Origin of the sequence: Mesorhizobium sp. M6A.T.Ce.TU.016.01.1.1, from assembly GCF_003997065.1 — a bacterium.
GTDB classification, from domain to species: domain Bacteria; phylum Pseudomonadota; class Alphaproteobacteria; order Rhizobiales; family Rhizobiaceae; genus Mesorhizobium; species Mesorhizobium mediterraneum.
Genome location: NZ_RZTJ01000020.1, coordinates 60,534 through 84,481, shown reverse-complemented (window position 1 = coordinate 84,481; position 23,948 = coordinate 60,534). Strand labels below are relative to the sequence as shown.

The following is a 23,948-nucleotide window of genomic DNA, read 5'->3' as shown; positions in this document are numbered from 1 at the left end:
CTCGGCGAAAGAACCACACGGACGGGAAAAATGCTCCACACGATTTCGGCCTTCGACCGCCTCGGCGAGGAAAATGCCTTCGCGGTGCTGGCGCGTGCCACCGCGCTTGCCCATCAGGGCCGCGACATCGTCAATCTCGGCATCGGCCAGCCCGACTTCAAGACGCCGCAGCACATCGTCGAGGCTGCGATCAAGGCGCTGCGCGACGGCCATCACGGCTATACGCCGGCCAACGGCCTGCTGGCGACACGCGAAGCGGTGGTGCGCCGCACGCTGACCACCACCGGGGTCGAGGTGTCGCCTGAGTCGGTGATGATCCTGCCCGGTGGCAAGCCGACCATGTTCGCAGCGATCCTGATGTTCGGCGAACCGGGCGCTGAAATTCTCTATCCCGATCCCGGCTTTCCCATCTATCGCTCGATGATCGAGTTCACCGGCGCCGCCCCGGTACCGGTGCCAATGCGCGAGGAGAACGGCTTTGCCTTCTCGGCGCAGGAGACGCTGGCACTGATCACGCCGAAGACCAGGCTGCTGATCCTCAACTCGCCGGCCAACCCGACCGGCGGGGTCACCCCCCGCGCCGAGATCGAGAAGCTGGTCAAGGGGCTGGAAGCGCACCCTGATGTCGCCATCCTCTCTGACGAGATCTACGACGTGATGACCTATGACGGCGAGATGCACTGCTCGCTGCTCAACTTTCCCGAAATCCGCGACCGGCTGATCGTGCTCAACGGCTGGTCCAAGACCTGGGCGATGACCGGCTGGCGCATGGGCTGGTCGATCTGGCCGAACGGCGACAAGGGCGCCCACCTCCACGACAAGGTGCGCAAGCTGGCGGTCAATTGCTGGTCCTGCGTCAACGCGCCGAGCCAGTATGCCGGCATCGCCGCCATCGACGGCCCGCAGGACGACGTCGACAAGATGATGCGCGCCTTCGACCGCCGCAGGAAGGTCGTGGTCGAGGGACTGAACGCCTTGCCTGGCGTTTCCTGCATCACGCCGAAGGGCGCGTTCTATGCCTTCCCCAACGTTTCGAAGACCGGCTGGAAGGCCAAGAAGCTGGCGTCCGCCCTGCTCGAGGATGCCGGCGTGGCGCTGATCGGCGGACCTGATTTCGGCATTCTCGGCGAGGGCTATATCAGGCTGTCCTACGCCAACTCCGAAGAGAACATCCTGCGCGCGCTGGAGCGGATCGAGACGTTTCTGGGCAAATGAGGACAAGCGCATCCCCAGGGGAAAATCGGAATCGATTTTCCCCTGGGGATCATGCGCAAATCAAAGTGCCACAGCGCTCTTTGCGCGTTCGGCGATAGAATTCACGACCGAAGAAAGGTGACGTCAGATGTTTTATGCCATCCTCGCCTATCACGTGGAAGAAGCGATCACGGCGCTGACGCCGCAGGAGGATGCGGCGTTGATGACCGACCTGCTCCAGATCAACGAGCGGCTATACCGGGAAGGTAGCCTTGGCCCGGCGGCGCGGCTCGGGGCGACACAAGACGCGTGTACCTTGCGCGGGCCGGGCGCCGGAATGGTCATTGACGGACCCTTCGCCGAGACCAAGGAGCAATTGTTGGGACTCTACGTCGTCGACTGCGCCACGCGTGATGCCGCGATCGCGATTGCCCGCGATCTTCGCCGCGTCAATCCGACCGCCGTCTACGAAATCCGCCCAATCTCGCTATATCTTCCCGGCGTGCCGCTTCCGGTCACGCAGCCCTAGAGCGGCTGCTCACCCTCGCCCGACGTACGGCATTTTCGTCGCCATCACGGTCATGAACAGCACATTTGCGTCGAGCGGCAGGCTGGCCATATGAACGACGGCATCGGCGACGCGCTCGACGTCCATCACCGCTTCGGCGGCGATGGAGCCATTGGCTTGCGGCACCCCGACCGTCATCGCCTGCGCCATGTCGGTCAAGGCGTTGCCGATGTCGATCTGGCCGCAGGCGATGTCATAAGGCCGGCCGTCCAGCGCCAGCGTCTTGGTCAGCCCGGTAATGGCGTGCTTGGTCGCGGTATAAGGCACCGAGCCCGGCCGCGGCGCGTAGGCCGAGACCGAGCCGTTGTTGATGATGCGGCCACCCATCGGCCGCTGCCTGCGCATGGCGCCAAAGGCGGCGCGGGCGCACAGGAACGAGCCGGTGAGATTGACCCCGACGATGTCGTTCCACACCTCGACGGGGATCTCGTCGATCAACGTCGACTTGTAGCTCGTGCCGGCATTGTTGAAGAGCAGGTCGACACGACCGAAAGCCGCCGCCACCGTCTCGAACATCTCGTCAACCTGATCGGCCTTGCTGATGTCGCAGGCAACCGCCAGCGCCTTGGCTTGTGTCGATCCGGCCTCGGTGATCGCCTCTTTCAGCACCGGTTTGCGGCGTCCGCAGAACACCGTGTTCCAGCCGGCCTTGAGCAGCGCCGTGGCAACGCTTTTGCCGATGCCCGTGCCGGCGCCGGTGACGATGGCGGTTTTGTAGTCTGTCATAACTGTTCTCCTACAGCGCCGGGTGCCCGCAAAGGGCGCTATAGCACCTTGATTTTGAGCAATTTGATTTTGCGCATGATCGCGTCCAAAAATCGATTCCGATTTCGGGTTATGCGCTAGCTGAGCCGACAAAAAGGGCGGCCATTGGCGGCCGCCCTGATCTGAACCGGGCTTGGGAGGAGGAAGCCGATCCGACTGCCTAAAATCATGCGCTCGCCGGGTTAACGAGACGTTAGCGCGAAATCTGGCCAGTCAGCTCCCTACGGTTGCAGCCTACCAGCGCGAATTGGGAGCGGTCTTGCTAGCCGCCTTTGCCGCCTCGCTGGCGCCCTCCGCTGGCACCTTTGCCGCCGACACCGTCGCCTCGACATGGTCGACCAGCGCGTCCGGCAGGCCGAGGCGGCCGGCGAGCAGATCGAGATACCCGCGTTCGGCACGCGTATCCGGATCGATGGTGAGCCGCGAGGCGGTGTAGAGTTCGAGCTTCTGCGCGTCGGTTTGGGCGCCAGCGACCAGCGTATCCAGATCGAACGGCGTTTCCAGCTCCGACATCAGGAATTTCTCAGCGTCGGAGCCGATGCCCGCGAGGCTGAGCTTGCCGGCGATCTTCTGCCGCTCGCCGTCGTCTATATGGCCGTCGGCCTTCGCCGCCGAAATCATCGCCCGCACCAGCGTCAGCGTGAATTCGTCCTCGCCTTGCGGCGCCTGCGAGGGATGGAAGGCGGTGTCAGCGGGCGGCGGCAGCAATTCTGGCTCACCGGCAACCTGCGTCTCAGCCGGCGCGCTGCCGCTCTTGTAGTTCTGGTAGGCCTTGTAGGCGAGGCCGCCGATCGCGGCCAGGCCACCGAGCTTCACCGCAGTGCCGGTGATCTGACGGCCAGCGCCGGTTCCGAGCAGCACCGCGGCCAGCGCGCCGGCCGCCAGCGGATTGTCCTTGGCCATCTGCACAGCCTGCCCCCCTTTTTCGCGGACGGTCGACCCCGTTCCGGGAATTTGCGAGCCGAGCAGATCGTCGAGGAGCTTCTTGGGATCGAACATCAATGCCTCCAGAATTGGCCCGGCCGAACGTGCACGGGCAGGTTTTCGGACGTTGAAGAGGTAGGCCCCGCATATTGACATTACAATGACGGGTGAGCGCTTGATGGACGCACGTCGCTCTAACCGCCGATGTGCGGGTCCCTGCCTTGCGCTTGCGCAAGCTCGACCTGGCGCTGGCGCTCGGCATAGCGCGCGCGATCCTCCTCGGAACGGGCATCGAAGCAATGCGGGCATGAGGTGCCGGCGGCGTATTTCGGCGACAGCCGCTCCTGCCCGGTCAACGGATGCCGGCAGGCGCGGCACAGTTCGGCCTCACCCTCGACCAGGCCGTGCGACACCGAGACGCGCTCGTCGAAGACGAAGCACTCGCCCTGCCAGAGGCTCTGTTCGGCGGGCACCTCTTCGAGATATTTCAGGATGCCGCCCTTGAGATGGAACACATCCTCGAAGCCGAGCGACTTCACATAGGCTGTCGCCTTCTCGCAGCGTATGCCACCAGTGCAGAACATCGCCACCTTGCGGCCGACGAGCTCGGCCCGATGCTGATCGACCCAGGCCGGGAATTCGCGAAAGCTCGTCGTGGCGGGATCGACCGCGCCCTTGAAGGTGCCGATCGACACCTCATAGGCGTTGCGCGTGTCGATGACGATCGTGTCCGCATGCGAGATCAGCGCGTTCCAGTCGGCCGGCGCGACGTAAGTGCCGGCGCTTGCTGCCGGATCGATATCCCTAACGCCCATGGTGACGATCTCACGCTTCAGCCGCACCTTCATGCGGTGGAACGGCATCTGCGCGGCGCTGCTGTACTTGACCTCGAGACCGGCGAGACATTCGATGGATTCGAGATGATCGATGAGCGCGGCGATATCATCTTCGCTGCCGGCGACCGTGCCGTTGATGCCCTCATGCGCCAGAAGCAGCGTGCCTTTGATACCGCGTCCGCAGCAGAAGACGGCGAGCGGCGCACGCAACGCCTCAAAATCGTCGAGCCGGGCAAACCTGTAGAGCGCGGCAACGCGGAAAGGTTGATTGGGCAGTGTCATCGCCGAAGCCACTAAACGCTCATGAAAGCCGATTCAAGGCTGACGCGTGGATCAGCCTCTCCTTGGTGGCTTTGACAGTCGGGCTGACGGCATTGCCGGCAGTGCGTGACATCGCGACACGCTTCGTTTCGTGGACAGAAAAACGGCCTTCTGCTAACCGGTTGAACGGATCAATACCGGAGAGACGACAAATGCCCAGCAAAACCGAAAAGCTCCTGTCGCTCCTCAACGGCCAGCCAGTCATCCCGGTGCTGAAGATCGCCAATGTCACCGACGCCGTGCCGCTGGCGCGCGCCCTGGCGCGCGGCGGCCTGCCGGCGATCGAGATCACGCTGCGAACCGCTGACGCGCTGGAGGCGATCCGGCTCGTGGCAGGCGAAGTCGAGGACGCCATCGTCGGCGCCGGCACCATTCTGGACGCCCGCCAGTTCGGCGAGGCGGCGGCAGCCGGCTCGAAGTTCATCGTCAGCCCCGGCATCACCCGCGAGCTTCTGGCGGCGGCGAAGGGCAGCGACGTGCCATTGCTGCCCGGCGCCATCACGCCCGGCGAGATCATGGCCGCCCGCGAGGCGGGCTTGCGTTTCCTGAAGTTCTTCCCGGCGGAACAGTCGGGCGGCATCGCCTCGCTCAAGGCATTCGCCTCGCCGCTCGCCGATGTCAAATTCTGCCCGACCGGCGGCATCACCGGCAAGAACGCCGCCGACTATCTGAGCCTGCCCAACGTCATCTGCGTCGGCGGCTCCTGGGTGGCGCCGGACGATTTGGTCAAGGCCGGCAAGTGGGATGAAATCGAAGCCCTGGCGCGAGCCGCGAGCAAGCTCGGGCGGTAGAGACACTTTCAACCCAAGTGGATTGGCTGCATTGCCGGCGGCATTCCTGTTTTGCGGACAGCAAAATGCCGCGCGGATTGCCCGGCGCGGCTTTTGTAATACTTGGTCGATCCGCTATTTGGTCTGAAAGCGGGCGACCGACAGGAACTTGACGGCATTGCCGGTGAACCGGTTGGCGTCGGCCATCTGATCGTTCGGCTGGAAGCCCGCGGTGTAGACCTCGCTCGGCGGCGTGTGCACGATATTGTAGGCATAGCGCGGCGCCGTCGTTGCGCTGGAGACAGTGGCAACATTCTCGCCGCTGTTCAACGCCCAACGCGCAGCCTTCGGCTCGGCGGCGACCACCACGGATTTGGGACCAGGCTTCAGGTCCCGGGCGGTTGCCCTGGCTGCCTTGCGGGTGGTTTTCACACCCGCACCGATCGCCGCAGCCGGATCGGAGCCGGCCGAGCGGGCAACGACAGCCTCGCGCGGCGATGCAGCATTGACGTTCGCCGCGTCGCTGAAGACCGAGCTCGGCTGGGAGAGCGAAGCGACCTGGTATTCGTCGGTTGCACTGACCCGCTCGAGGACGGCCTTGACCGCGTCGGGTTGGACCTGGTCGGGCTGTACCAAATCGGGCTGGGCCAAGTCAGGTTGAGCCAAGTCGGGCCGCGCCGACGGCAGCACCGAGAACGCATCGGTAGCGGTCTTGCCGTGCCCGGCCGTGTCCGCCAACGCCAAAAGCACATCCTTGTCCTGCGGCGCAAGGTCGGCCGCTGCAAGGTCGGTCGGCAGCGAGTGATCGGGACGCCAGGTCGGCAACGGAATGTTGTTGGCCGCAACCTGCGCCGGATCGGCGACAGCAGACGGGTCGGCCATGCCAAAGGGAGCGCTTGCCGGCGCTTGCGCGGTCGCCACCGCCTGTTCGGAGGTAGCGGTGGCATCCGCCACGCCGAACGGAACGTTTTCGGGCTGGGCGCCGACATCTGTCTTCGGACGCGGGGCGAAATCAGGCAGCGGAATGCTGCGCGCCGGCAGCGCTGCGATGATCGTTTCCGGCGTGTCCTCCTCCGGTTCCGGAGCAGGCGCATCGGCGATTTGCGGGATTTCGGCGCGCTTCGCATCCTCAGGCGATACGATGGCAATGCCCGGAAGCTTGCTGTCCTTGGCGACCGGCGCCGGCTTCGCGTTCGCCAGTTTCACGGTCTTTGGCTTCGGCGCCGGCGCGGCTGCCACATCGGCGCTGTCATCCGCCTCGTCTTCACCGCCGCCGAAGAAAGCCGCCAGCAGACCCCCGGATCTTTTGGAACCGCCACCTGCGCTGGCCAGTTCAATGGCGGGGCTGCCGGCGCCCTTGCGCGACTTGTAGGAGGCGAGCGCCTGTGAATAGCCGGGCAGCGGCTTGCCGTCGCTCGGCACGTGCAGCGTCTTGCCATTGGGGAACACGCGCGCCAGTTCCTGGCGACTGATGCCCGGCCAGTGGCGCACATTGCCGACATCCATGTGGACAAATGGCGAGCCGGACGACGGATAGTAGCCGACGCCGCCGCCCTGCATCCGCAGACCGATGTCGCGCAGTTTCTTCAGCGGCACGCCGGGAATGTAGAAGTCCATCGCCTTGCCGAGCATATGCTGGCTTTTCTTGGCAACGCCCCTGCTGCGGCTGCGCAGCATCGAGTTCGTGGACGACGAGCGATAACCGCACACGACCTGGATATAGTCGCGGGCGCCGCTCTGCCGGTAAGCCTCCCAGACCAGGTCCAGCAGGCGCGGATCCATCTTGGTCGGCTCGTTGCGGCGCCAGTCGCGCAGGATGACGTTGATCTTTTTCAGACCCGCCTGATCGTAGCGGCCGCCGCGCTTGAAGACGATCTCCGCCTTCTCTTTGGTGTGGAGGTTATAGAGTTTCAGCGAACGTGTCTGGGCGCTGGCGCCGGTCGCAGCCGCTGCAAGGAAGCCAAAGGCGATAATCACCGCTGCCAGCCATCTCGGCCAGACGCTCATGTGATAGTGCCGCCCGTTTGTGTGTCGTTCGACTTTGTTCAAATCAAAAGGCCTTGCAGGCTGCCGTTTGTCCCCGGATTTGACCAACGGATGCGGTGATGTTCGCATCCGAATATCGATCCTAATGGTTAATCATCGCTTATTGAAGCCGAAATGCGGTAACACCGTGGCGATATCCCGTCAAAAATATTGCGCAGGGTTTCTTGGTAAACTGCTGGTTTAGATCATGTTTCGGGCTTTGCCATGAACACGATCTGTTACCGGCCGCCTTAATGCGTGAACACTGCCGCAATCGTGTCGTCTGACGCGCGTCACGCCCTCATTGATGAGGTCAAACGTCCTGATGACGGGCTGGCAAGCTGGTTCGAACTTGCTTGGTCAGGAAGCAAGCCGGTCGACACGGCCTGTTTCCGGATCGATGCCGTATTCCTTGAGCTTCCTGTAAAGCGTCGAGCGGCCGATGCCGAGGCGGCGGGCAACTTCGCTCATCTGGCCGCTGTAATGGTCGATGGCGAGCTTGATCATTTCGAGTTCGACATCGGCCAGCGCGCGTACATTGCCGCGTTCGTCGAGCGCCCGCAGCGTGCCGAAGCGGGGCTGCGGACTGGCCGGCGGATCGAGCTCGGTCGCAGCGATGCCGTTATTGGCCGGCGCGTCCTCGCCAAGCGGCCCGATGATCAAAGGCGATGCGGGAGGCAACGCGTCATGCGCATCGAGGTTGACGGTGCCCACGACCTGCGCCCGGATCTGCGGAAACTCCTCCTCGGTCAGCACGTCGCCTTCACAAAGCACCGAGGCCCGGAAGACGGCGTTTTCCAACTGCCGGATGTTTCCCGGCCAGTCATAGGCCTGCAGCATGGCGAGCGCCGCGGCCGAAATGCCGTGCAGACGGCGACGTGGATCGGTGGGCGCAACCTTCTCCAGGAAGTGCTCGACCAAATACGGGATGTCGTCGCGGCGATCGCGCAGCGGTGGCACGAAGATCGGATAGACGTTCAGCCGATAGAACAGATCCTCGCGGAACTTGCCGTCCTTGACCTGCTGCAGAAGATTGCGGTGTGTCGCCGAGATCAGCCTGATGTCGACCCTGACGGTCGAACGCCCGCCGACCGGATCGACCTCACCGTCCTGCACGGCGCGCAACAGCTTGACCTGCACGTCGAGCGGCAGGTCGCCGATCTCGTCGAGGAAGAGCGTGCCCGAATGCGCCTCGACGAACTTGCCGGTGTGTTTTTCGGTGGCGCCGGTGAAAGAGCCTTTCTCGTGGCCGAACAGGATCGATTCGACCAGATTGTCTGGGATGGCGCCGCAATTGACGGTAACGAAGGGTTTTGAGCGGCGGTCGCCGCTGCCCTGGATGGCGCGCGCCACCAACTCCTTGCCGACGCCGGATTCGCCCTCGATAAGGATCGGGATGTTGGACGCGGCCGCCTTCTGGCCGAGACGGATCACCCGGTCCATCGCCGGGCTGTGCGTGATCATGTCCTTGAAGGTCAGATGACCGCCACGCCGCCGCGACGTGCGCTTCACTTCGCCCTCGACCGCCTCGACCTTGAGCGCATTGCCGATCGATGCCTGCAACCTGTCGGGAGAGGCCGGCTTGACGACGAAATCGAAAGCGCCGTGACGCATGGCCGAAACGACGGTCTCGATGCCACCCTGGGCGGTCTGCACGATGACTGGAACGTGGATGCCGCGCTCGCGCATCGCCTTCAGCACGCCGATGCCGTCGAGGCCAGGCATGACGAGGTCGAGGATGACCACCGACACGTCGCGCGCATTGGGCCCGTCGAGCGCATCGAGACCCGCCTCGCCGCCATCCGTGACGATCGCGCTGTGGCCGAATTTCGTCACGGCCGCCTCGAGCAGCCTGCGCTGCACGGGATCGTCATCGACTATGAGTATGGAACCTGTCATGACTGGTTCAACGATGCTCGCCCAATATGCCCACCCGAGGGGCAATCCGCCCTATGGATCATCTTGGCACAGGGTTCTAAACAAGGTTTCAAAAAACCCGGTGAACGAATTCCTTAGGATTTGACCGGCTTCTCATTCCCCTTTTGAATCTTCGAGTCTGGCCGCTTGAGTCTTGCAATCTGGAAAGTATCGGCAATGCGCATGGTTTTTGGTCGGCAGCTTGCGGCGGCGTCGTCGTCCGGTCAGGGTCCGGCGGAGCTTGGCGATCTGCCGGAATGGAATCTCGGCGATCTCTATTCGCGTATGGAAGCCCCCGAGCTGAAGCGCGACATCGCCAAGGCGGCAGCCGATGCCATCAACTTCGAGAGCCGCTGGAAGGGCACGCTCGCCGCAGAGGCGGAACGCGGCGACGGTGGCAGGCTGGGCGAGGCGCTTGCCGCCTATGAGGCGCTGGAGGAACTGATCGGCCGGATCGTCTCCTATGCCGGGCTGGTCTATGCCGGCAACACCGCGGATCCGCAGCGCGCCAAGCTCTATGGCGACATTCAGGAGAAGATGACCGACGCTAGCGCGCATCTCCTGTTTTTCGCGCTCGAGCTGAACCTCATCGACGATGCCGCGATCGAGACGGCGCTTGCTGCCGATCCCGCCTTCGCTCACTACCGGCCGTGGGTGCTCGACCTGCGCATGGACAAACCCTACCAGCTCGAGGATCGGGTCGAGCAGCTTTTCCACGAGAAGTCAATTACCGGACGCGGCGCCTGGAACCGCCTGTTCGACGAGACCATGACCGATCTGCGCTTCGACATCGATGGCGAGGAGCTCACCCTGGAGCCGGCGCTGAACCGCCTCCAGCATGCCGATGGCGAGGTGCGCCGCCGGGCCTCTGAAGCGCTGGCCGCAACCTTCCGCAAGAATTTGCGCACGTTCACGCTGGTCACCAACACGCTGGCCAAGGACAAGGAGATTTCCGACCGCTGGCGTGGCTTTGAGGACATCGCCGATTCGCGCCATCTCGCCAACCGCGTCGAGCGCAGCGTGGTGGATGCGCTCGCCTCAGCCGTTCGCGATGCCTATCCTCGCCTGTCGCACCGCTACTACGCGATGAAGGCGCGTTGGCTTGGCATGGACGTGATGAACCACTGGGACCGCAATGCGCCATTGCCAGAGACCCCGCAGGCGATCATCGGTTGGGACGAGGCCAAGAACACGGTGCTTTCCGCCTATCAGCGCTTTTCACCTGACATGGCGGAGATCGCCCGGGTTTTCTTCGACCGCAACTGGATCGACGCGCCGGTCAGGCCGGGCAAGTCGCCGGGCGCCTTCGCGCATCCGACCGTGCCGTCGGCGCATCCCTATGTTCTGCTCAACTACATGGGCAAGCCGCGCGACGTGATGACGCTGGCGCATGAGCTTGGCCATGGCGTGCACCAGGTGCTGGCCGCAGGCCAGGGCGCGCTGATGGCTTCGACGCCGCTGACGCTGGCCGAGACGGCATCCGTCTTCGGCGAGATGCTGACCTTCCGCTTGCTGCTCGACCAGACCACGGACAAGCGCGAGCGCAAGGCCATGCTCGCGCAGAAGGTCGAGGACATGATCAACACGGTCGTGCGCCAGATCGCCTTCTACGAATTCGAGCGCAAGGTGCATGCCGAACGCAAGAACGGCGAATTGACATCCGACAGGCTCGGCCAGTTCTGGTTGGAAATGCAGGCGGAAAGCCTCGGGCCGGCGATCAAGCTGCGCGACGGCTATGAGGTGTTCTGGACCTACATCCCGCACTTCATCCATTCGCCCTTCTACGTCTACGCCTATGCTTTCGGCGACTGTCTGGTGAATTCGCTCTATGCGGTCTACCAGAATGCAGAGCGTGGCTTTCAGGAGAAATATTTTACCATGCTGCGCGCCGGCGGCACCAAGCATCATTCCGAGCTCCTTGCGCCCTTCGGCCTTGACGCCACCGACCCTGCCTTCTGGCAGATCGGACTTGGCGTGATCGGCGGCCTGATCGACGAGCTCGAAGCTTTGGACAATTGACACACAGCGTTGAACATCCGGGGCCGACAGAACAGTTTAGCCGCAATGCATATTCGGGCCGTTCTATTCTTGCCCTAAATATATGTTCTTAAATAACTCTCCGTGAAATTTTCCGTTAGCTTTCCGGAAGCTGTATGATAGCGTCCCGCCTCAAGCTCAGTCGGGCGCGGGGCTCAGGCCAGGAAAAAATCTCCGGCCGGTCATGGCGCTTCGGCGAATGCGACAGCGGCCGTTGGCCATGGCAGGAAAAGCCGGTCGCCGACAGCTCGATTTAAGCCGGCTGTTCCGCGAACAGCGGAGCCACCATCGAATGGTCCTTGTGCCAAGGTCACCACTCCAGGCCACGGCAGACGGATCGGACTGGAGAGAGAGACAATGGGCACTTTTTTCTACATGCTCCTGGCGTTCTTGGTAGGTGTGTTGGTTGGCTGGTTCATCTGGGGACGCCTGCGTGGCGAGCTCGACAGCCTGCGCGGTGACATGGACCGCACGCGCAGCGAGCGCGACAGGCTGCGCGCCGATGCCGACCGCCTGACCGGTGAGCTGGATGTATGCCGTGGCGCCCGCGCCGACCTGGAGCGCCAGTTGGCCGAGGCGCAAGGCGCCAAGACCGGCGCGACAAAGGCAGCAATCCCGGCACCGTCGGCATTGATGTCGACGTCCGCGCCGGCAAAGACCGCGCCGGCCAAATCGACGCCGGCAAAGACCGCGTCCAAGAAACCGGCGGCCGCCAAGGCGGCAGCCGCGCCAGCGGCAAGTGCGTCGAAAGCGGCCGCGTCGAAAACGAGCGCCACAGCCAACAAGGCTGCGCCGGCGGCAAAGAAAGTCACCGCAGGCAAGGCAACAGCGCCAGCGGGCAAGCCCGACAGTCTGCGTCGCTTGATCGGCATCGGCCCGGTCAACGAGCGGAAGCTGCACGGCCTTGGGGTCAGGACCTACGCTCAGATCGCCGCCTGGACGGCGGCGGATATCAAGCGGATCGAAGACGTTCTCCAGTTCGACGGCCGCATCGAGCGTGAGCGCTGGATCGAGCAGGCGAAACTGCTTGCCGCCGGCGATGAGAAGGAATTTGCCCGCCGCTTCCCGACCGCGGGGACTGCGAGCAACACCTGAATTGCCTGCCGGCATCGAGCACAGACTGGCGGCGCCTCGAGGTGCCGCCGATTTGCTTTTGCGCCAAGGCTGCCTTTGCGTCTTGAGACGCCGCTCTCTCGATTGCGCGCGATCGAGCCCCCATATAGAGCGATAGCTTGCGTTATCGATCGCAGCATCCGAGCCCCATGTCCCTGCCCTCTGCAATTTTCCGGAATGACGAGCGCGCGCATCAGCTCGTTTTCGACCGTCCGTCCGGCATCATCGTGGCGCATGAGGCGGAGGATTTCCTGCCGGCGCTGGAAATTGCGCAGGCCGCGCATGACGCCGGCAAATGGCTGGCCGGATATTTCTCCTACGAGGCCGGCTACCTGCTAGAGCCGAAGCTCGTTCCACTGCTGCCTGGTGGACGCCGCGCCCCGCTTGTCTGCCTGGGGATCTTCGACGCGCCTGTCGAACAGACGGTCGTGCGCAGCCACGCGCCGGCGACCAACGGTCCGATCTTCGACGCAAGGGCTGCCTGGTCTTCAGAAGATTACGCAAAACGCTTTGCGCGGCTACACAATCACATTCGCAAGGGTGATTGCTATCAGGGCAATCTGACCTTTCCGGTTCATGCGCAGTGGTCGGGCGACCCGCTGGCTGCCTTCGATGCGCTGACGGACCGCCAGCCGGTGAAATACGGCGCGCTGATCGCGCTCGGCGATCCGGTCGTTTTGTCGCGTTCGCCGGAACTGTTCTTCGAGATCGATGCCGAAGGCATGATCGAGACCCATCCGATGAAGGGCACCGCCCCGCGCGGCGCGACCAAGGCGGAAGACAAGCGGCTGAAGGCGTTCTTGCTCAATGACGAGAAGAACCAGGCTGAGAACCGGATGATCGTCGATCTGTTGCGCAACGACATCTCGCTGATCAGCGAGGTCGGCACGCTGGAGGTGCCGGAGCTTTTCCGCATTGAGAGCTACCCGACCGTCCACCAGATGGTGAGCCGCGTGCGGGCCAAGCTCTTGCCCGACCTCACCATCCGCCAGATCTTCGCTGCGCTGTTTCCATGCGGATCGATCACCGGCGCCCCAAAAATCCGTGCCATGGAAATCCTGCACGATCTGGAAGGCACGCCGCGCGACGTCTATTGCGGCGCCATCGGCTGGATCGCGCCCAGCGGCACGATGCGCTTTTCGGTGGCGATCCGCACGATATCGCTCTTTTCCAGTGGCGAGGCCGTCTACAATATCGGTGGCGGCGTCGTCTTCGATTCTACGGCCGAGGAGGAGTATCAGGAGTGCCTGCTGAAAGCGCGCTACGCGACGGGAACACCGCCGATTTCGACCTGATCGAAACCATGCGCTGGCAGCCGGGCCAGGGCTTCCTCCGTTTCGACCGCCATTTGGCACGCCTTTACAGCTCGGCAGCCGAACTGGGTTTTGCCTGCGATCCGCAGAAGGTCGGCGAGGTGCTCAGGAACGCCGTCGACCGGCCGGACATAGCCTTGCGCACACGGCTTGTCCTGTCGCGCAGCGGCAAGGTGACGGTCTCGGCGCTGCCTTATGAGCCGCATGCAGCCGACAAGGTGTGGAGACTGCAACTGGCGCGGGTGCGGCTCGATTCGAGCGACACGCTGCTGCGCCACAAGACGAGCCGCCGGGATACCTATCAGCGGGCGCGAGCCGAATATCTGATTAGCCGCGCCGACGAGGTACTGCTGGCCAACGAGCGTGGCGAAATCTGTGAGGGCACGATCACCAATCTCTTTGCCGATTTCGGCGACGGAGTGCTGGCAACGCCGCGGCTCGATTGCGGCCTGCTGCCTGGCGTGTTGCGTGGCGAATTGCTGGATGAAGGTCGTGCCCGCGAAGCAATCTACACCTTGGACGATCTGAAGTCGGCCAAGGCGCTGTTTGTCGGCAATTCGCTGCGCGGACTGATCCCGGCGCGGCTGGGCTGAAACGCAACCGATAAGGCACCGGACGACGCCGATGGCTGTGTCTCGATCATGGCTTCCCTTGCGCGTCGGGGAAAATGCGTCCGGCCGGGATAGAGTGGGCCGGACGCGCGGCAGCCGCTTGGGAGGAGCGATTATTCGCCTTCGTGGGTCTGACCGGAGCCGCCGACGGAGACGATGTTGAAGGGTTTGCCTTCGACAGCAATGTCACCGGTCTTCTCGAACGACGTCGCGTCAACGAGATGCAGCACACCTTGCAAAGGATCCGTGACCACGATCCTGTTGCCGGCGACCGCGACACGCGGCCTCGGGTCGCTCCAGTGGCCATCCATCGAATAGGGATCGGTCAGCTTGAGCGAGTTTGCGATCTCCCCCTTCACCACATCGAGCTGGTGAAGCTGGCCGTCCTCGGTGAAGACGTAGGCGAACTTCGCACGAACGGGATCGACCGCGAAATGCACGCGGCGCGTTGGAAGGCCGATCAGCCGGAATGCGTCGCTCTCGAGTGTCGGATCGATCAGCACCACCTTGTCGGCACCGTAGTTGCCGAGGAAATATTGCAGGCCTCTGCCGCCGATCAGAGTTGTCGTTTTGCCGTCCGGCAGGCTGTCGGCATAGGGCAGATGGCGGATCGCCGGGGTGCCGTCGCCTTGGGTGACGACAAGCAGGCCGGTGGCACAGGCGAAAGCCAGGATATTGCCGGAAGATGCCTCCCCGTGAAGGTCGGGGCAGGCGTGGATGCCGCCGACCTGCGCGCCAGCTTTGTCAGCGACCCTGATGCCGACCGGGAGTTCGTCCGGCTTTTCCCTGTTCGGCTCCGACAGGAGGACATGGGAGCCATAGGCGACTGCGACGCCGTGCTGCGGCGCGTCCGTCTTCACTTCCCTGAAATCCGATTTGCCTTCCAGGACGGCCTTCTCGGAGATGATACGGGCGACACCTTCGCCGTCGAAAAAAACGGCGAAATCTCCGTCATGCTCGACGAAATGCGACGGCTTCTCGCCTGCGATCTCGACGCCGGCAAGCTTCGGCGCTTCGACGTCGATGTCGCCGTGTTCGCCGTGATCCTCGAAGGAAATGCCGCTCGCGATCCCGGTAACGACGCCGGCCGAGCCCTGCACGGCGAACACGGTCCGGCCGCTTTCGCTGCGATGGAGCGACGCCGGCCCTTTGATCTGGAACGTGTCGAGCTTTCCGCCATTGACCGCATCGATTACGGTCACCTTCGGATCCGCGTGGTCCGAGATAAAGAGGTGCCAGGCGGTTACCTCCTCGGCATGGGCAGCACTTGTTGATACAGACAGAAGCAGCGCGATGGCCGTGGCTGACGCCCAATTTGTGCTCACGATATTCTCCTTGATGTTATTACATAACCGATTGTGGTCAACGAAAAGGCGGATTGCTCCGCCTTTCCATCGTGGCGATCAGCTTGCGAGGATCGCGCCTTTGATCGTCGTGATGTTGTGCCGCATCATCTCGATATAGGTCGCGGCCGGGCCGTTCTCGCCCGACAGGGCGTCGGAGTAGAGTTCACCGCCGACTTTCAGGCCTGTCTCGCTAGCGATCTGCTCGATCAGGCGGGGATTGGTGACGTTTTCCACGAAGATTGCCGAAGCCTTGTCTTGCCTGATCTGTTTGATGAGGGCCGCGACGTCGGCGGCTGAGGCTTCAGATTCGGTGGAGAGGCCCTCCGGCGCGAGGAATTTTATGCCGTATTCGTGCTCAAAATACCCAAAGGCGTCGTGGGAGGTGATGATCGTGCGCTTGCCCTCGGGGATTTCGGCTACAGCAGCCTTGATCTCCTCTTCCAGCGCCTCGATCTGCTCGCCATATGATTCAGCATTGGCCCGATAGGTGTCACAGCCGGCTGCATCGGCGGCACAGAAGGCGTTGGCGATGTTCTTCACATAGACCTCAGCGTTATGCACGGATTGCCATGCATGGGGATCGGACTCGCCGTGATGGTGGTGCGCTTCCTCATGGCCCTCTTCCGCCTCCGCAGCGTGCCCTTCCTCGCCCTTGGCGGCGTTATCGTGATCACGGTGATGCTCTTCCTCGGTGTTGCGCAACACCTCGCCGCCTTTAGTCAATTCTACGATCGGCGCCTTCGTGGCGCTCGCCTCGACGAGACGCTGGAGGAAGCCCTCGAACTGGAGGCCGTTGACCAGCACCACGTCGGCCGAACCAACGGCGGCCGCGTCCGCCGGCTTCGGCTCGTAGACATGGGCGTCACCATTCGGACCGACCAGCGTGATGATGTCGACACGGTCTCCGCCGACATTCCTGGCGAAATCGGCGATGATCGAGAAACTCGCGACAACCTTGAGGTTCTCGGCCGCAGCCACCGACGGGGTGATTGGCAACGATGTTATGACGCCCACCAAGGCGGCAAGCTTCAGCGTCCTGGACATTCGATCATCTCCTTCTGTTCAAGCGGTTCTGTGGGAGACATGCCGGACGCACATGGCAGGCCGGACGATCCCGTCGAGGTAATGCATGGCGGGGTGACCGTTGTAGCTCGGCGTCAGGTCTTGAAAGGTCACACAGCCACCATTCGATCCCACTCTTGACGATCCGTTATGTTATGTTATCACGTTCGTCAATCGAAAAACGTTATACTATAACACTTGGTCGCCATTGTGCTCGAAACTGCGTGGAACACGAAGGAACAACGGATGCCCGGACGTAATCAGCAGTTGGTTCTCGACGCGCTGACGCGCTCCGACAGACCGATGGGGGCCTACGAATTGCTTGGGCTCCTTCGCCAGGAAGGACTCCGCTCACCGCTACAGATCTATCGCGCCCTGGATCGGCTCATCGAGGAGGGCCTGATCCACCGGATCGAGAGCCTGAGCGCGTTCGCGCTTTGCGTCCATGGCGAATGCACCCATGGGCGCGCCGCCTTTGCTATCTGCGCGAATTGCGGGCGAGCAAGTGAAGTTCACGATCCGGCATTGGAGCGGGTGCTGCGCCGGATTGCCCGACGGCAGGGCTTCCGAACCAAGTCGGCCACGGTGGAACTCTCGGGTCTATGCGAGTCTTGCGCGCATGGATGAGATGCCCGTCTTCGTTCTCACCGGTTTTCTCGGCGCCGACAATGCTCGCCGCATCTTTCGCCGCGCAACTGCTGGCGCTCGACCTTGCCCAACTCGACTAGAAGGGCATGACAGACGAGCGTCACCGGCTGGTCGCTCGGCTCAAGGCGCTGGAGCTGTCCTAAATTGCGGCCAGGCCTAGCAGCAGGATCGCCGACATTGCGGTAAAGACCGTGACATTGACATCCCACCGCCAGCCTGCTGGTCCGAACGGCGGTCGGAATGGCAGGTAGCCGTTCTCGTCATAGAGCACGCCGCCATAGATCGGTCGTGAGAGCATGGCCACGAAGAACGCTCCATACATGACGGCGCCCAATCCGCCGGCGAGATAGAGCCGCTCGGCTTCGAGTGGCCCTGCAATCCAGATAAGTCCCAGCGCAATCAGCGCGACCCCGGTGTAGCTCAGCACTTGCCAGACGACGTGAAACCGGGCGTGCGGAGTCCACAGCGGATTAGTGGCGTGTGTTGCGTTCAAGTCGGCTTTGATTGTCACCACACCGTAACCCACCGTCGCAACGCTCAGAAGAATTCGGGCAAGCAGATGACTGTCGTAGGCGAGTTCCATCGCACTTTCCTCCTTCATTGGCGAAATCGATGACGGCACCTCAGCAGTTTGGCGTCCGGACTGCCCCCAACGGGAACCGACGGCACGTCGGGCCGCAGGCCGACGTCCACCTTGCCGGGCAGCGGCGCGGGTAGCATCATGCCGGAACGGATTGAATGGCGCCTTGGGCACAGAAAAGCTGCCCATCGGCCAGACGCGCATAATTATGGACGATCCCATTCTCGTGATCCTGCAACTGCACAATGAAGTTGCCGCTTCGCTCCGTCCAGCTCATGAGCACGAGGTTCGGGCGTACGCTGGTCATGTCGATCTTGACCACCTCGTCAATTTCGGCAGCTCCGATCGACGCCTGCACATGCAATTCCTCAGGCGAGAAAAACGTCAGCCGAGGCACGAACGCGCCGAAAACGCAGTCGAAAGTCTTACCGATAAGCGAGGCTGGAAAAATATTGGTTTCTGCCATGACTCCCTCCACTGGCTTGGCCTTTGTGACCAAGGCTATTTGCAATCTACCGGTGCTTCAGTTGCAAAAAAATGCCATATATACCAATTTGGAGCGCTCCAAGAAAAACGATCTGCCTTTTCCACTTTCGAGTCAACAAAATTCTTGGAGCGCTCCAAATTATGGTCTAACTGAAAGGAAACGAGTGAACCGCCAATGCCAACCCTAGCCGATGTCGGCAAGGCTGCCGGAGTTTCCCGGGGGACTGTTTCCAACGTCTTCAACCGGCCGGAGCTGGTCAGGCCTGAATTGCGCGAGCGCGTCGAAGCGGCCGCGCGGGCGCTCGGGTTTGGCGGCCCCGACCCGAAAGGACGTTTGCTGCGGGACGGCAAGTTCAATGCCATCGGCTTCATGCCGCCTGGCGCCTACGCCATCGCCGAGGTGATGAGAAGCCCCTATGGCCGCGAGCTGGTGCTGGGCGCTTCGCTTGCCTGCGACGAGGCCGGAACGACGCTAAGCCTTGTGAACGGCACCGACAACACGCGCTTCGCCAGCATCCGCGAGGCCCTCGTTGACGGCTTCATCCTTGGTCACAGCGCGGATATCGGTCTCATAACATCGGCACAACGACGGCGCCTGCCCTTCGTCATTCTCGAAAGCGATGCAGGTCCCGACATCAATTCGATAAAGATCGACGGCAGAAGTGGCGCGGTTGCTGCCGTCCGGCATCTGACTGAGCTGGGGCACCGGCATTTTGGCATCTTATCCATACGGAGGACTCCGGGCCCTCCGATCGTCCACATGCCCGGACAGGCAAAGCGCCCGCTTCTGGCCGGCTTCCCGCTCGACGACGAAAGGCTCGACGGTTTCAAGCAGGGTTTGGCGGAGGCGAATTTGTCGATCGACGATGTCCCGATCATCGAGACGACGCCGGGCGATCCGTCTGTTGGAGCAGTGGTATTCGACAATGTGCCGGAAGCCACCGCAATCCTGACCATGTCGGACTGGCAAGCGATCACAATACTCGACGAGGCGGTTCGGCGCGGCATAGAGGTGCCGGGCCATGTATCGGTCATTGGCTTCGATGGCACTGCCGAATCCGCACGCACCACGCCGCCGCTGACGACTATTGCGCACGACGTGATCGGAAAAGGCAGGCTCGCCGCTCGCATGGTTCTTGACAATGAACCCCCCCGCCAAGTCGTTCTGCCTGTGGAACTGGTGGTTCGGGCGTCCACAGCCGCGCCGCGGGCAAAAATCCGCTGAACGGGCGCGCGCGTTGCTGGCGTGGTGCGCACGCCGCGGTTACGCAGCCACTGGCGAGACTGAAGCCTATCCTTGGCGACATTCGCTTTTGGTCATCCAAGCGTGACGATCTGTATTTTGCCGTGCTGTGCAAGCGGCTTTGAACGTATGGGCGGATCGAACGGAAGTTACCGCATTTGTGCACGCCGCGAATGGAGCCCGATCCCGAAGGGACGCGTCCGTGCCAAGCGTGAGGCCTTAAAGTGCGGCAAGCCTAGTCCGTTTTTGGTGGCGCTTCGACCGCCCAATCGGGGTCTGCGCCGAAGGGATGGTCGATAAAAAAGGCCCAGGTGCCATCCGGCAGCTTCCGGTGCACCTCCATACCGTGATGATGCACTTCGATCGGCTTGCCATTTTGATCCACGCCTTTGATCAGCCATTGCGATCGCGTCATCGCGAAGTCGCCGGCAATCGTGGTGTGGTGTGTGACGACATCCATATGCGGGTTCATGCCGACGTAGGCGGCCATGGTTTCGCGAATGGCGTCGGCGCCGCGCGCGATCGTTGTGCCACCGTGGACCTGATCCACCTGAACGATTGATGCGGCAGGATGATACATCACTATTGCTGCACTCACGTCGTGCGCATTGAAGGCGCGTGCCAGCCACAGATTGCAGAGTTCTGGCGAGGGAGCGCCCATGTCGATCTCCTTCCGTGGTTATGTGCTACAAGCTATATTTGTTTTCATGTTTTGCAAAAACACCCGGCAAAAATGAAAGCAGAGCTTGCAGTTTCCGCAAGGACGAGCGGACAGAGGCAATCGGCTTGATGAGGCATCCCGTTGGATTCCGGACTTGGAGGTCTGGCTGTGCTGACTCAAAGACTCTTTGAACTGTCGGACCTGCGCCTGATACGCGCCATCGGAGAGGCCGGCAGCCTGAGTGCGGCGGCCCGCCATTTGGGCGTTGACCACTCAACTGCTTTTCGACGATTGGGCGCGATGGAAGGGCGTTCGGGAGCACATCTGTTCGAGCGTGCTCGTGATGGATACACGCTCACCCTGGCCGGCGAAATCGCCCTCATTACCGCCACCCGCGTCTTGGACGATCTGACCGATCTTGAGCGCCGCCTGGCTGGCCAGGATTTGCGGCCATCTGGAACAGTAAGGGTGACCACCGCGGACACTTTGGTCGAGCTGCTCGGTCCGATCTTTACCGTATTGGCCCAGGAACGACCGGAGATCATGATCGAACTCATTGTCGACAACTCGTTCTTCACGCTGTCGAAAAGAGACGCCGACATCGCAATCAGGCCGGTTAGCGCACCGCCCGACAACTTGGTCGGAAGGAAACTCGCCAAACTGGCGACTGCGCCATACGCTTCGCCAGCCTATCTGGCGCGGCGCCCCCTTGACGCACCCCTGCCGGACTTCGATTGGATAGGTTTTGAGGAGAGCCTTGCCCATCTCCAGTCGGCGAGATGGCTTAAGCAGAACGTCGCCGAGGATCGGATCGTCCACCGCGCAAATTCGCTCCTGGCCCTGCAGGCCGCCGCACATGCTGGCATGGGGGTCGCCGCGCTACCTTGCTACCTGGCAGATCAGGATCCCGACCTTAGGCGGGTGCGTGGACCTCTGGCGGACATGGAGGCGGCCTTGTGGCTGCTCACCCACCCGGACCTCAGGCGAGTGACCCGGATTCGTACGGTTCTCGACTTCCTGGCCAACCAGCTTGCTCGGCGCAAGACTTTGATCGAAGGACAAGCGCCAAGGGATTGAGCTTCCCGTGGGCGGGGCGTTTGCAGGAGCGGGCGAAATGCCACCCTAATGCAGTCCGGCGTGCGAAGATGAAGCTCCGGACTCCGCGAACATCCGTTCGACCTCATCACGGTTGCCCGGATAGGCTCCCCGCCATTGCGGCCTAACGGACGTCGGTTGCTGCGGAAGCGAGAAAAGCCGATCTTGAGCTTCGCCCATCCACGGTTTCGGCCTTAACCACGTCGCCAACGCAGCGTAGCCGCGGTTGGCGCTTTTCACTGGTTTATGACAATGATCTGTGGTTGTAGCGCGTGGCGGTCGGGCAAAAAAATGCTCCGCTTTGCGTCTGTTTGCCCGGCTTTTCAGCCTATCTGAGGGAGTAATCAATAAATGGCGAATGAAAACTGGCCCGTTTACGGCGAGATCACCGGCCCTGTCGTGATGATCGGCTTCGGCTCGATCGGACGGGGAACGCTGCCGCTGATCGAGCGCCATTTCAAGTTCGACAAGTCGCGCATGACGGTCATCGACCCACGCGATACCGACCGCAAGCTGCTCGACGAGCGCGGCATCACATTCATGCAGGATGCGGTGACAAGGAAAAACTACAAGAAGCTGCTGACGCCGCTGCTGACCAAAGATGGCGGCCAGGGCTTTTGCGTCAACCTGTCGGTCGACACCGGCTCAGTGGATTTGATGCGGCTCTGTCGCAAGCTGGGTGTGCTTTACATCGATACCGTCGTCGAGCCATGGCTCGGCTTCTATTTCGACGCCAAGGCCGACAATGCCAGCCGCAGCAATTACGCGCTGCGTGAATCCATGATCGAAGAAAAGCACGCGCACCCCGGCGGTGCGACCGCAATCTCCACCTGCGGCGCCAATCCCGGCATGGTCTCGTGGTTCGTCAAGCAGGCGCTGGTCAACCTCGCCACCGATCTTGGCCTCGAGTTCTCGGAGCCCGCGCAGCATGATCGCGAAGGCTGGGCGAGGCTGATGAAGAAGGCCGGCGTCAAGGGCATCCACATCGCCGAGCGCGACACCCAGCGCACCAAGAAGCCGAAGCCGATGGATGTGTTCTGGAACACCTGGTCGGTCGAAGGTTTCATCTCGGAAGGGTTGCAACCGGCAGAGCTCGGCTGGGGCACGCATGAGACGTGGATGCCGAAGAACGCCAAGAAGCACAAGCACGGCTCGAAGGCCGCGATCTTTCTGGAGCAGCCGGGCGCCAACACACGCGTGCGCAGTTGGTGCCCGACGCCTGGACCGCAATACGGCTTCCTGGTGACGCACAACGAGTCGATTTCGATCGCCGACTTCTTCACCCTGCGCGGTAAGAAGGGCAAGGTTCAATATCGCCCGACCTGCCACTACGCCTACCACCCCTGCAACGACGCCGTGCTGTCGCTGCACGAGATGTTCGGCGCCGCCGGCAAGGCGCAAGCCGTGCATCACGTGCTCGACGAAAATGAACTGGTCGACGGTGTCGACGAGCTCGGCGTGCTACTCTACGGCCACGATAAGAACGCCTATTGGTACGGCTCGCAACTGTCGCTGGCGGAAGCGCGCAAGCTGGCGCCTTATCAGAACGCCACGGGCATGCAGGTCACGTCTGCGGTGCTGGCGGGCATGGTCTGGGCGCTGGAAAATCCCGAGGCTGGCATCGTCGAGGCCGACGAGATGGACTACAGGCGCTGCCTGGAAGTGCAGTCCCCCTATCTCGGGCCGATCAAGGGCTACTACACCGACTGGACGCCGCTCGATACCCGCCCTGGTCTGTTTCCGGAAGACCTCGACAAAAACGACCCATGGCAATTCCGCAACATCCTCGTTCGATAGTGCAACATCCTCATTCGATAGCGATGCCTCACTACCTTGCAATCGCCTGGAAATCGGGCGATTGAAGGAAGGCGACCTAGCGCGACGTGCGTCCATTTGGGCGCAAAAAGTATGCTCTAGTGCTTTGAATGTGCGCATCGTGCGTTCCGAAAACCGGATCGATTTTCGGGCCGATGCGAGAGGAGAGGATCTTGATGATGACGATTGCGCGCAAACTGCTTTCGGCCGGCATTGTCGCGGCCGCTGCCGCCTTGGCGGCATGCACCACCGCCGGCCCGGGCGGGCCGCCATTGGCCGCACGGAGCCCGGTCGAAGGCTCATGGATCGATGCGCAAGGCACGGGCCTGTCGACCTTCGCCGGCGGTGGCTTCAACACCGTCGCGACCGACACCGGCCAGAAACTTGCCGACGGTAGCTACACGATGACCGGCGGCACTTCGGTCGAGATCAAAGGCACTTCGCTGATCCGCCAGACGCCCATCAGCTTCAACTGCTTGTTGATCTCCACCTCGCAGCTCAATTGCACCAGCGCGAGCGGGCAGAATTTTGTGCTGACGCGGCGCACCTGAGCCCACACTGAACTGCTTTTGCAAAGGACGGCGGCCTCAGGCCGCCGTCTTTTTTGCGCCGGCAAAG

22 protein-coding genes are annotated in these 23,948 nt (G+C 62.3%); 12 read left to right on the top strand and 10 right to left on the bottom strand.

All coding sequences use genetic code 11. From position 1 onward, the window contains the following. Positions 1-30: 30 nt before the first annotated feature. A complete protein-coding gene (locus EOC94_RS27065; protein ID WP_127294556.1) occupies positions 31-1,215 on the top strand; it encodes a pyridoxal phosphate-dependent aminotransferase in 1,185 nt (394 codons plus the stop codon). Between the two features lie 127 nt (positions 1,216-1,342). Continuing rightward, positions 1,343-1,723: a YciI family protein gene (locus tag EOC94_RS27060; protein WP_127294554.1), complete on the top strand. Its 381-nt coding sequence runs from the start codon at positions 1,343-1,345 to the stop codon at positions 1,721-1,723. Positions 1,724-1,732: 9 nt separating this feature from the next. Here EOC94_RS27060 and EOC94_RS27055 read toward each other — a convergent pair whose 3' ends face one another. The 3 genes from EOC94_RS27055 to EOC94_RS27045 all read right to left on the bottom strand — a co-directional run bounded on the left by EOC94_RS27055 (position 1,733) and on the right by EOC94_RS27045 (position 4,569). Beyond that, positions 1,733-2,488, bottom strand: coding sequence for an SDR family oxidoreductase (locus EOC94_RS27055; RefSeq protein WP_095484086.1), 756 nt, complete (start codon positions 2,486-2,488; stop codon positions 1,733-1,735). Between the two features lie 273 nt (positions 2,489-2,761). Then, on the bottom strand, positions 2,762-3,526 hold the full coding sequence (locus EOC94_RS27050; protein ID WP_127294552.1) for a tellurite resistance TerB family protein: 765 nt from the start codon (positions 3,524-3,526) through the stop codon (positions 2,762-2,764). Positions 3,527-3,645: 119 nt separating this feature from the next. Then, complete coding sequence (locus EOC94_RS27045; RefSeq protein WP_127294550.1) at positions 3,646-4,569, bottom strand: rhodanese-related sulfurtransferase; 924 nt, start codon at positions 4,567-4,569, stop codon at positions 3,646-3,648. 191 nt (positions 4,570-4,760) lie between these two features. Between EOC94_RS27045 and EOC94_RS27040 the strand changes: the two genes are divergently transcribed. Next, positions 4,761-5,399, top strand: coding sequence for a 2-dehydro-3-deoxy-phosphogluconate aldolase (locus EOC94_RS27040; RefSeq protein ID WP_127294548.1), 639 nt, complete (start codon positions 4,761-4,763; stop codon positions 5,397-5,399). 114 nt (positions 5,400-5,513) lie between these two features. Here EOC94_RS27040 and EOC94_RS27035 read toward each other — a convergent pair whose 3' ends face one another. Together EOC94_RS27035 and EOC94_RS27030 are read right to left on the bottom strand one after the other, a co-directional pair. Beyond that, a complete protein-coding gene (locus EOC94_RS27035) occupies positions 5,514-7,385 on the bottom strand; it encodes a DUF882 domain-containing protein (protein WP_127294546.1) in 1,872 nt (623 codons plus the stop codon). 378 nt (positions 7,386-7,763) lie between these two features. After that, complete coding sequence (locus EOC94_RS27030) at positions 7,764-9,302, bottom strand: sigma-54 dependent transcriptional regulator (protein ID WP_127294544.1); 1,539 nt, start codon at positions 9,300-9,302, stop codon at positions 7,764-7,766. A 195-nt stretch (positions 9,303-9,497) separates the two neighbouring features. Between EOC94_RS27030 and EOC94_RS27025 the strand changes: the two genes are divergently transcribed. The 4 genes from EOC94_RS27025 (at position 9,498) to EOC94_RS27010 (ending at position 14,376) form a co-directional block, all read left to right on the top strand. Continuing rightward, positions 9,498-11,339 (top strand): M3 family oligoendopeptidase, encoded by a 1,842-nt coding sequence (locus tag EOC94_RS27025; protein ID WP_185928332.1) that lies wholly within the window; start codon positions 9,498-9,500, stop codon positions 11,337-11,339. Positions 11,340-11,714: 375 nt separating this feature from the next. Further along, positions 11,715-12,452: a proton-conducting membrane transporter gene (locus EOC94_RS27020; protein WP_127294542.1), complete on the top strand. Its 738-nt coding sequence runs from the start codon at positions 11,715-11,717 to the stop codon at positions 12,450-12,452. Positions 12,453-12,619: 167 nt separating this feature from the next. After that, positions 12,620-13,765, top strand: a complete 1,146-nt coding sequence (locus tag EOC94_RS27015) for an aminodeoxychorismate synthase component I (protein ID WP_127294540.1) — start codon at positions 12,620-12,622, stop codon at positions 13,763-13,765. Beyond that, positions 13,714-14,376, top strand: a complete 663-nt coding sequence (locus EOC94_RS27010) for an aminotransferase class IV family protein (RefSeq protein WP_127294538.1) — start codon at positions 13,714-13,716, stop codon at positions 14,374-14,376. Before EOC94_RS27015 ends, EOC94_RS27010 begins: the two co-directional genes overlap by 52 nt. Before the next feature lie 131 nt (positions 14,377-14,507). Here EOC94_RS27010 and aztD read toward each other — a convergent pair whose 3' ends face one another. Together aztD and aztC are read right to left on the bottom strand one after the other, a co-directional pair. After that, positions 14,508-15,719 (bottom strand): zinc metallochaperone AztD, encoded by a 1,212-nt coding sequence (gene aztD, locus EOC94_RS27005; RefSeq protein WP_245465663.1) that lies wholly within the window; start codon positions 15,717-15,719, stop codon positions 14,508-14,510. A gap of 78 nt (positions 15,720-15,797) precedes the next feature. Next, positions 15,798-16,784, bottom strand: coding sequence for a zinc ABC transporter substrate-binding protein AztC (gene aztC, locus EOC94_RS27000; RefSeq protein ID WP_127294534.1), 987 nt, complete (start codon positions 16,782-16,784; stop codon positions 15,798-15,800). 264 nt (positions 16,785-17,048) lie between these two features. Here aztC and EOC94_RS26995 point away from each other — a divergent pair, with 264 nt between their 5' ends. Then, positions 17,049-17,429, top strand: coding sequence for a Fur family transcriptional regulator (locus EOC94_RS26995; RefSeq protein ID WP_095484236.1), 381 nt, complete (start codon positions 17,049-17,051; stop codon positions 17,427-17,429). Between the two features lie 160 nt (positions 17,430-17,589). Here the strand turns inward: EOC94_RS26995 and EOC94_RS26990 are convergent, their stop codons facing one another. Together EOC94_RS26990 and EOC94_RS26985 are read right to left on the bottom strand one after the other, a co-directional pair. Next, positions 17,590-18,033: a DUF6640 family protein gene (locus tag EOC94_RS26990; protein WP_127294532.1), complete on the bottom strand. Its 444-nt coding sequence runs from the start codon at positions 18,031-18,033 to the stop codon at positions 17,590-17,592. A gap of 136 nt (positions 18,034-18,169) precedes the next feature. Continuing rightward, positions 18,170-18,496 (bottom strand): hypothetical protein, encoded by a 327-nt coding sequence (locus tag EOC94_RS26985; protein ID WP_095484075.1) that lies wholly within the window; start codon positions 18,494-18,496, stop codon positions 18,170-18,172. 195 nt (positions 18,497-18,691) lie between these two features. Between EOC94_RS26985 and EOC94_RS26980 the strand changes: the two genes are divergently transcribed. Further along, a complete protein-coding gene (locus tag EOC94_RS26980) occupies positions 18,692-19,741 on the top strand; it encodes a LacI family DNA-binding transcriptional regulator (protein ID WP_127205934.1) in 1,050 nt (349 codons plus the stop codon). 253 nt (positions 19,742-19,994) lie between these two features. Here EOC94_RS26980 and EOC94_RS26975 read toward each other — a convergent pair whose 3' ends face one another. Further along, complete coding sequence (locus EOC94_RS26975; protein WP_127294530.1) at positions 19,995-20,420, bottom strand: nuclear transport factor 2 family protein; 426 nt, start codon at positions 20,418-20,420, stop codon at positions 19,995-19,997. 168 nt (positions 20,421-20,588) lie between these two features. Here EOC94_RS26975 and EOC94_RS26970 point away from each other — a divergent pair, with 168 nt between their 5' ends. The 3 genes from EOC94_RS26970 to EOC94_RS26960 all read left to right on the top strand — a co-directional run bounded on the left by EOC94_RS26970 (position 20,589) and on the right by EOC94_RS26960 (position 23,881). After that, positions 20,589-21,497: a LysR family transcriptional regulator gene (locus EOC94_RS26970; protein ID WP_127294528.1), complete on the top strand. Its 909-nt coding sequence runs from the start codon at positions 20,589-20,591 to the stop codon at positions 21,495-21,497. A gap of 369 nt (positions 21,498-21,866) precedes the next feature. Continuing rightward, positions 21,867-23,312 carry a homospermidine synthase gene (locus EOC94_RS26965; RefSeq protein ID WP_127294526.1) on the top strand — a complete coding sequence of 482 codons (1,446 nt, stop codon included), beginning with the start codon at positions 21,867-21,869 and terminating at the stop codon, positions 23,310-23,312. A gap of 197 nt (positions 23,313-23,509) precedes the next feature. Next, positions 23,510-23,881 (top strand): hypothetical protein, encoded by a 372-nt coding sequence (locus tag EOC94_RS26960; RefSeq protein ID WP_095484234.1) that lies wholly within the window; start codon positions 23,510-23,512, stop codon positions 23,879-23,881. Positions 23,882-23,948: the final 67 nt, after the last annotated feature.

What these genes read in the sequence shown, in the direction of transcription:
- EOC94_RS26995 (WP_095484236.1), top strand. Translation starts at nt 17,049, where the DNA reads ATGCCCGGACGTAATCAGCAGTTGGTTCTCGACGCGCTGACGCGCTCC.
- EOC94_RS27030 (WP_127294544.1), bottom strand. Translation starts at nt 9,302, where the DNA reads ATGACAGGTTCCATACTCATAGTCGATGACGATCCCGTGCAGCGCAGG.
- EOC94_RS27020 (WP_127294542.1), top strand. Translation starts at nt 11,715, where the DNA reads ATGGGCACTTTTTTCTACATGCTCCTGGCGTTCTTGGTAGGTGTGTTG.
- aztC (WP_127294534.1), bottom strand. Translation starts at nt 16,784, where the DNA reads ATGTCCAGGACGCTGAAGCTTGCCGCCTTGGTGGGCGTCATAACATCG.
- EOC94_RS27035 (WP_127294546.1), bottom strand. Translation starts at nt 7,385, where the DNA reads ATGAGCGTCTGGCCGAGATGGCTGGCAGCGGTGATTATCGCCTTTGGC.
- EOC94_RS26985 (WP_095484075.1), bottom strand. Translation starts at nt 18,496, where the DNA reads ATGGCAGAAACCAATATTTTTCCAGCCTCGCTTATCGGTAAGACTTTC.
- EOC94_RS26965 (WP_127294526.1), top strand. Translation starts at nt 21,867, where the DNA reads ATGGCGAATGAAAACTGGCCCGTTTACGGCGAGATCACCGGCCCTGTC.
- EOC94_RS27065 (WP_127294556.1), top strand. Translation starts at nt 31, where the DNA reads ATGCTCCACACGATTTCGGCCTTCGACCGCCTCGGCGAGGAAAATGCC.
- EOC94_RS26975 (WP_127294530.1), bottom strand. Translation starts at nt 20,420, where the DNA reads ATGGGCGCTCCCTCGCCAGAACTCTGCAATCTGTGGCTGGCACGCGCC.
- EOC94_RS26990 (WP_127294532.1), bottom strand. Translation starts at nt 18,033, where the DNA reads ATGGAACTCGCCTACGACAGTCATCTGCTTGCCCGAATTCTTCTGAGC.
- EOC94_RS27015 (WP_127294540.1), top strand. Translation starts at nt 12,620, where the DNA reads ATGTCCCTGCCCTCTGCAATTTTCCGGAATGACGAGCGCGCGCATCAG.
- EOC94_RS27025 (WP_185928332.1), top strand. Translation starts at nt 9,498, where the DNA reads ATGCGCATGGTTTTTGGTCGGCAGCTTGCGGCGGCGTCGTCGTCCGGT.
- EOC94_RS27055 (WP_095484086.1), bottom strand. Translation starts at nt 2,488, where the DNA reads ATGACAGACTACAAAACCGCCATCGTCACCGGCGCCGGCACGGGCATC.
- EOC94_RS27045 (WP_127294550.1), bottom strand. Translation starts at nt 4,569, where the DNA reads ATGACACTGCCCAATCAACCTTTCCGCGTTGCCGCGCTCTACAGGTTT.
- EOC94_RS27050 (WP_127294552.1), bottom strand. Translation starts at nt 3,526, where the DNA reads ATGTTCGATCCCAAGAAGCTCCTCGACGATCTGCTCGGCTCGCAAATT.
- EOC94_RS26960 (WP_095484234.1), top strand. Translation starts at nt 23,510, where the DNA reads ATGACGATTGCGCGCAAACTGCTTTCGGCCGGCATTGTCGCGGCCGCT.
- EOC94_RS27060 (WP_127294554.1), top strand. Translation starts at nt 1,343, where the DNA reads ATGTTTTATGCCATCCTCGCCTATCACGTGGAAGAAGCGATCACGGCG.
- EOC94_RS26980 (WP_127205934.1), top strand. Translation starts at nt 18,692, where the DNA reads ATGCCAACCCTAGCCGATGTCGGCAAGGCTGCCGGAGTTTCCCGGGGG.
- EOC94_RS27040 (WP_127294548.1), top strand. Translation starts at nt 4,761, where the DNA reads ATGCCCAGCAAAACCGAAAAGCTCCTGTCGCTCCTCAACGGCCAGCCA.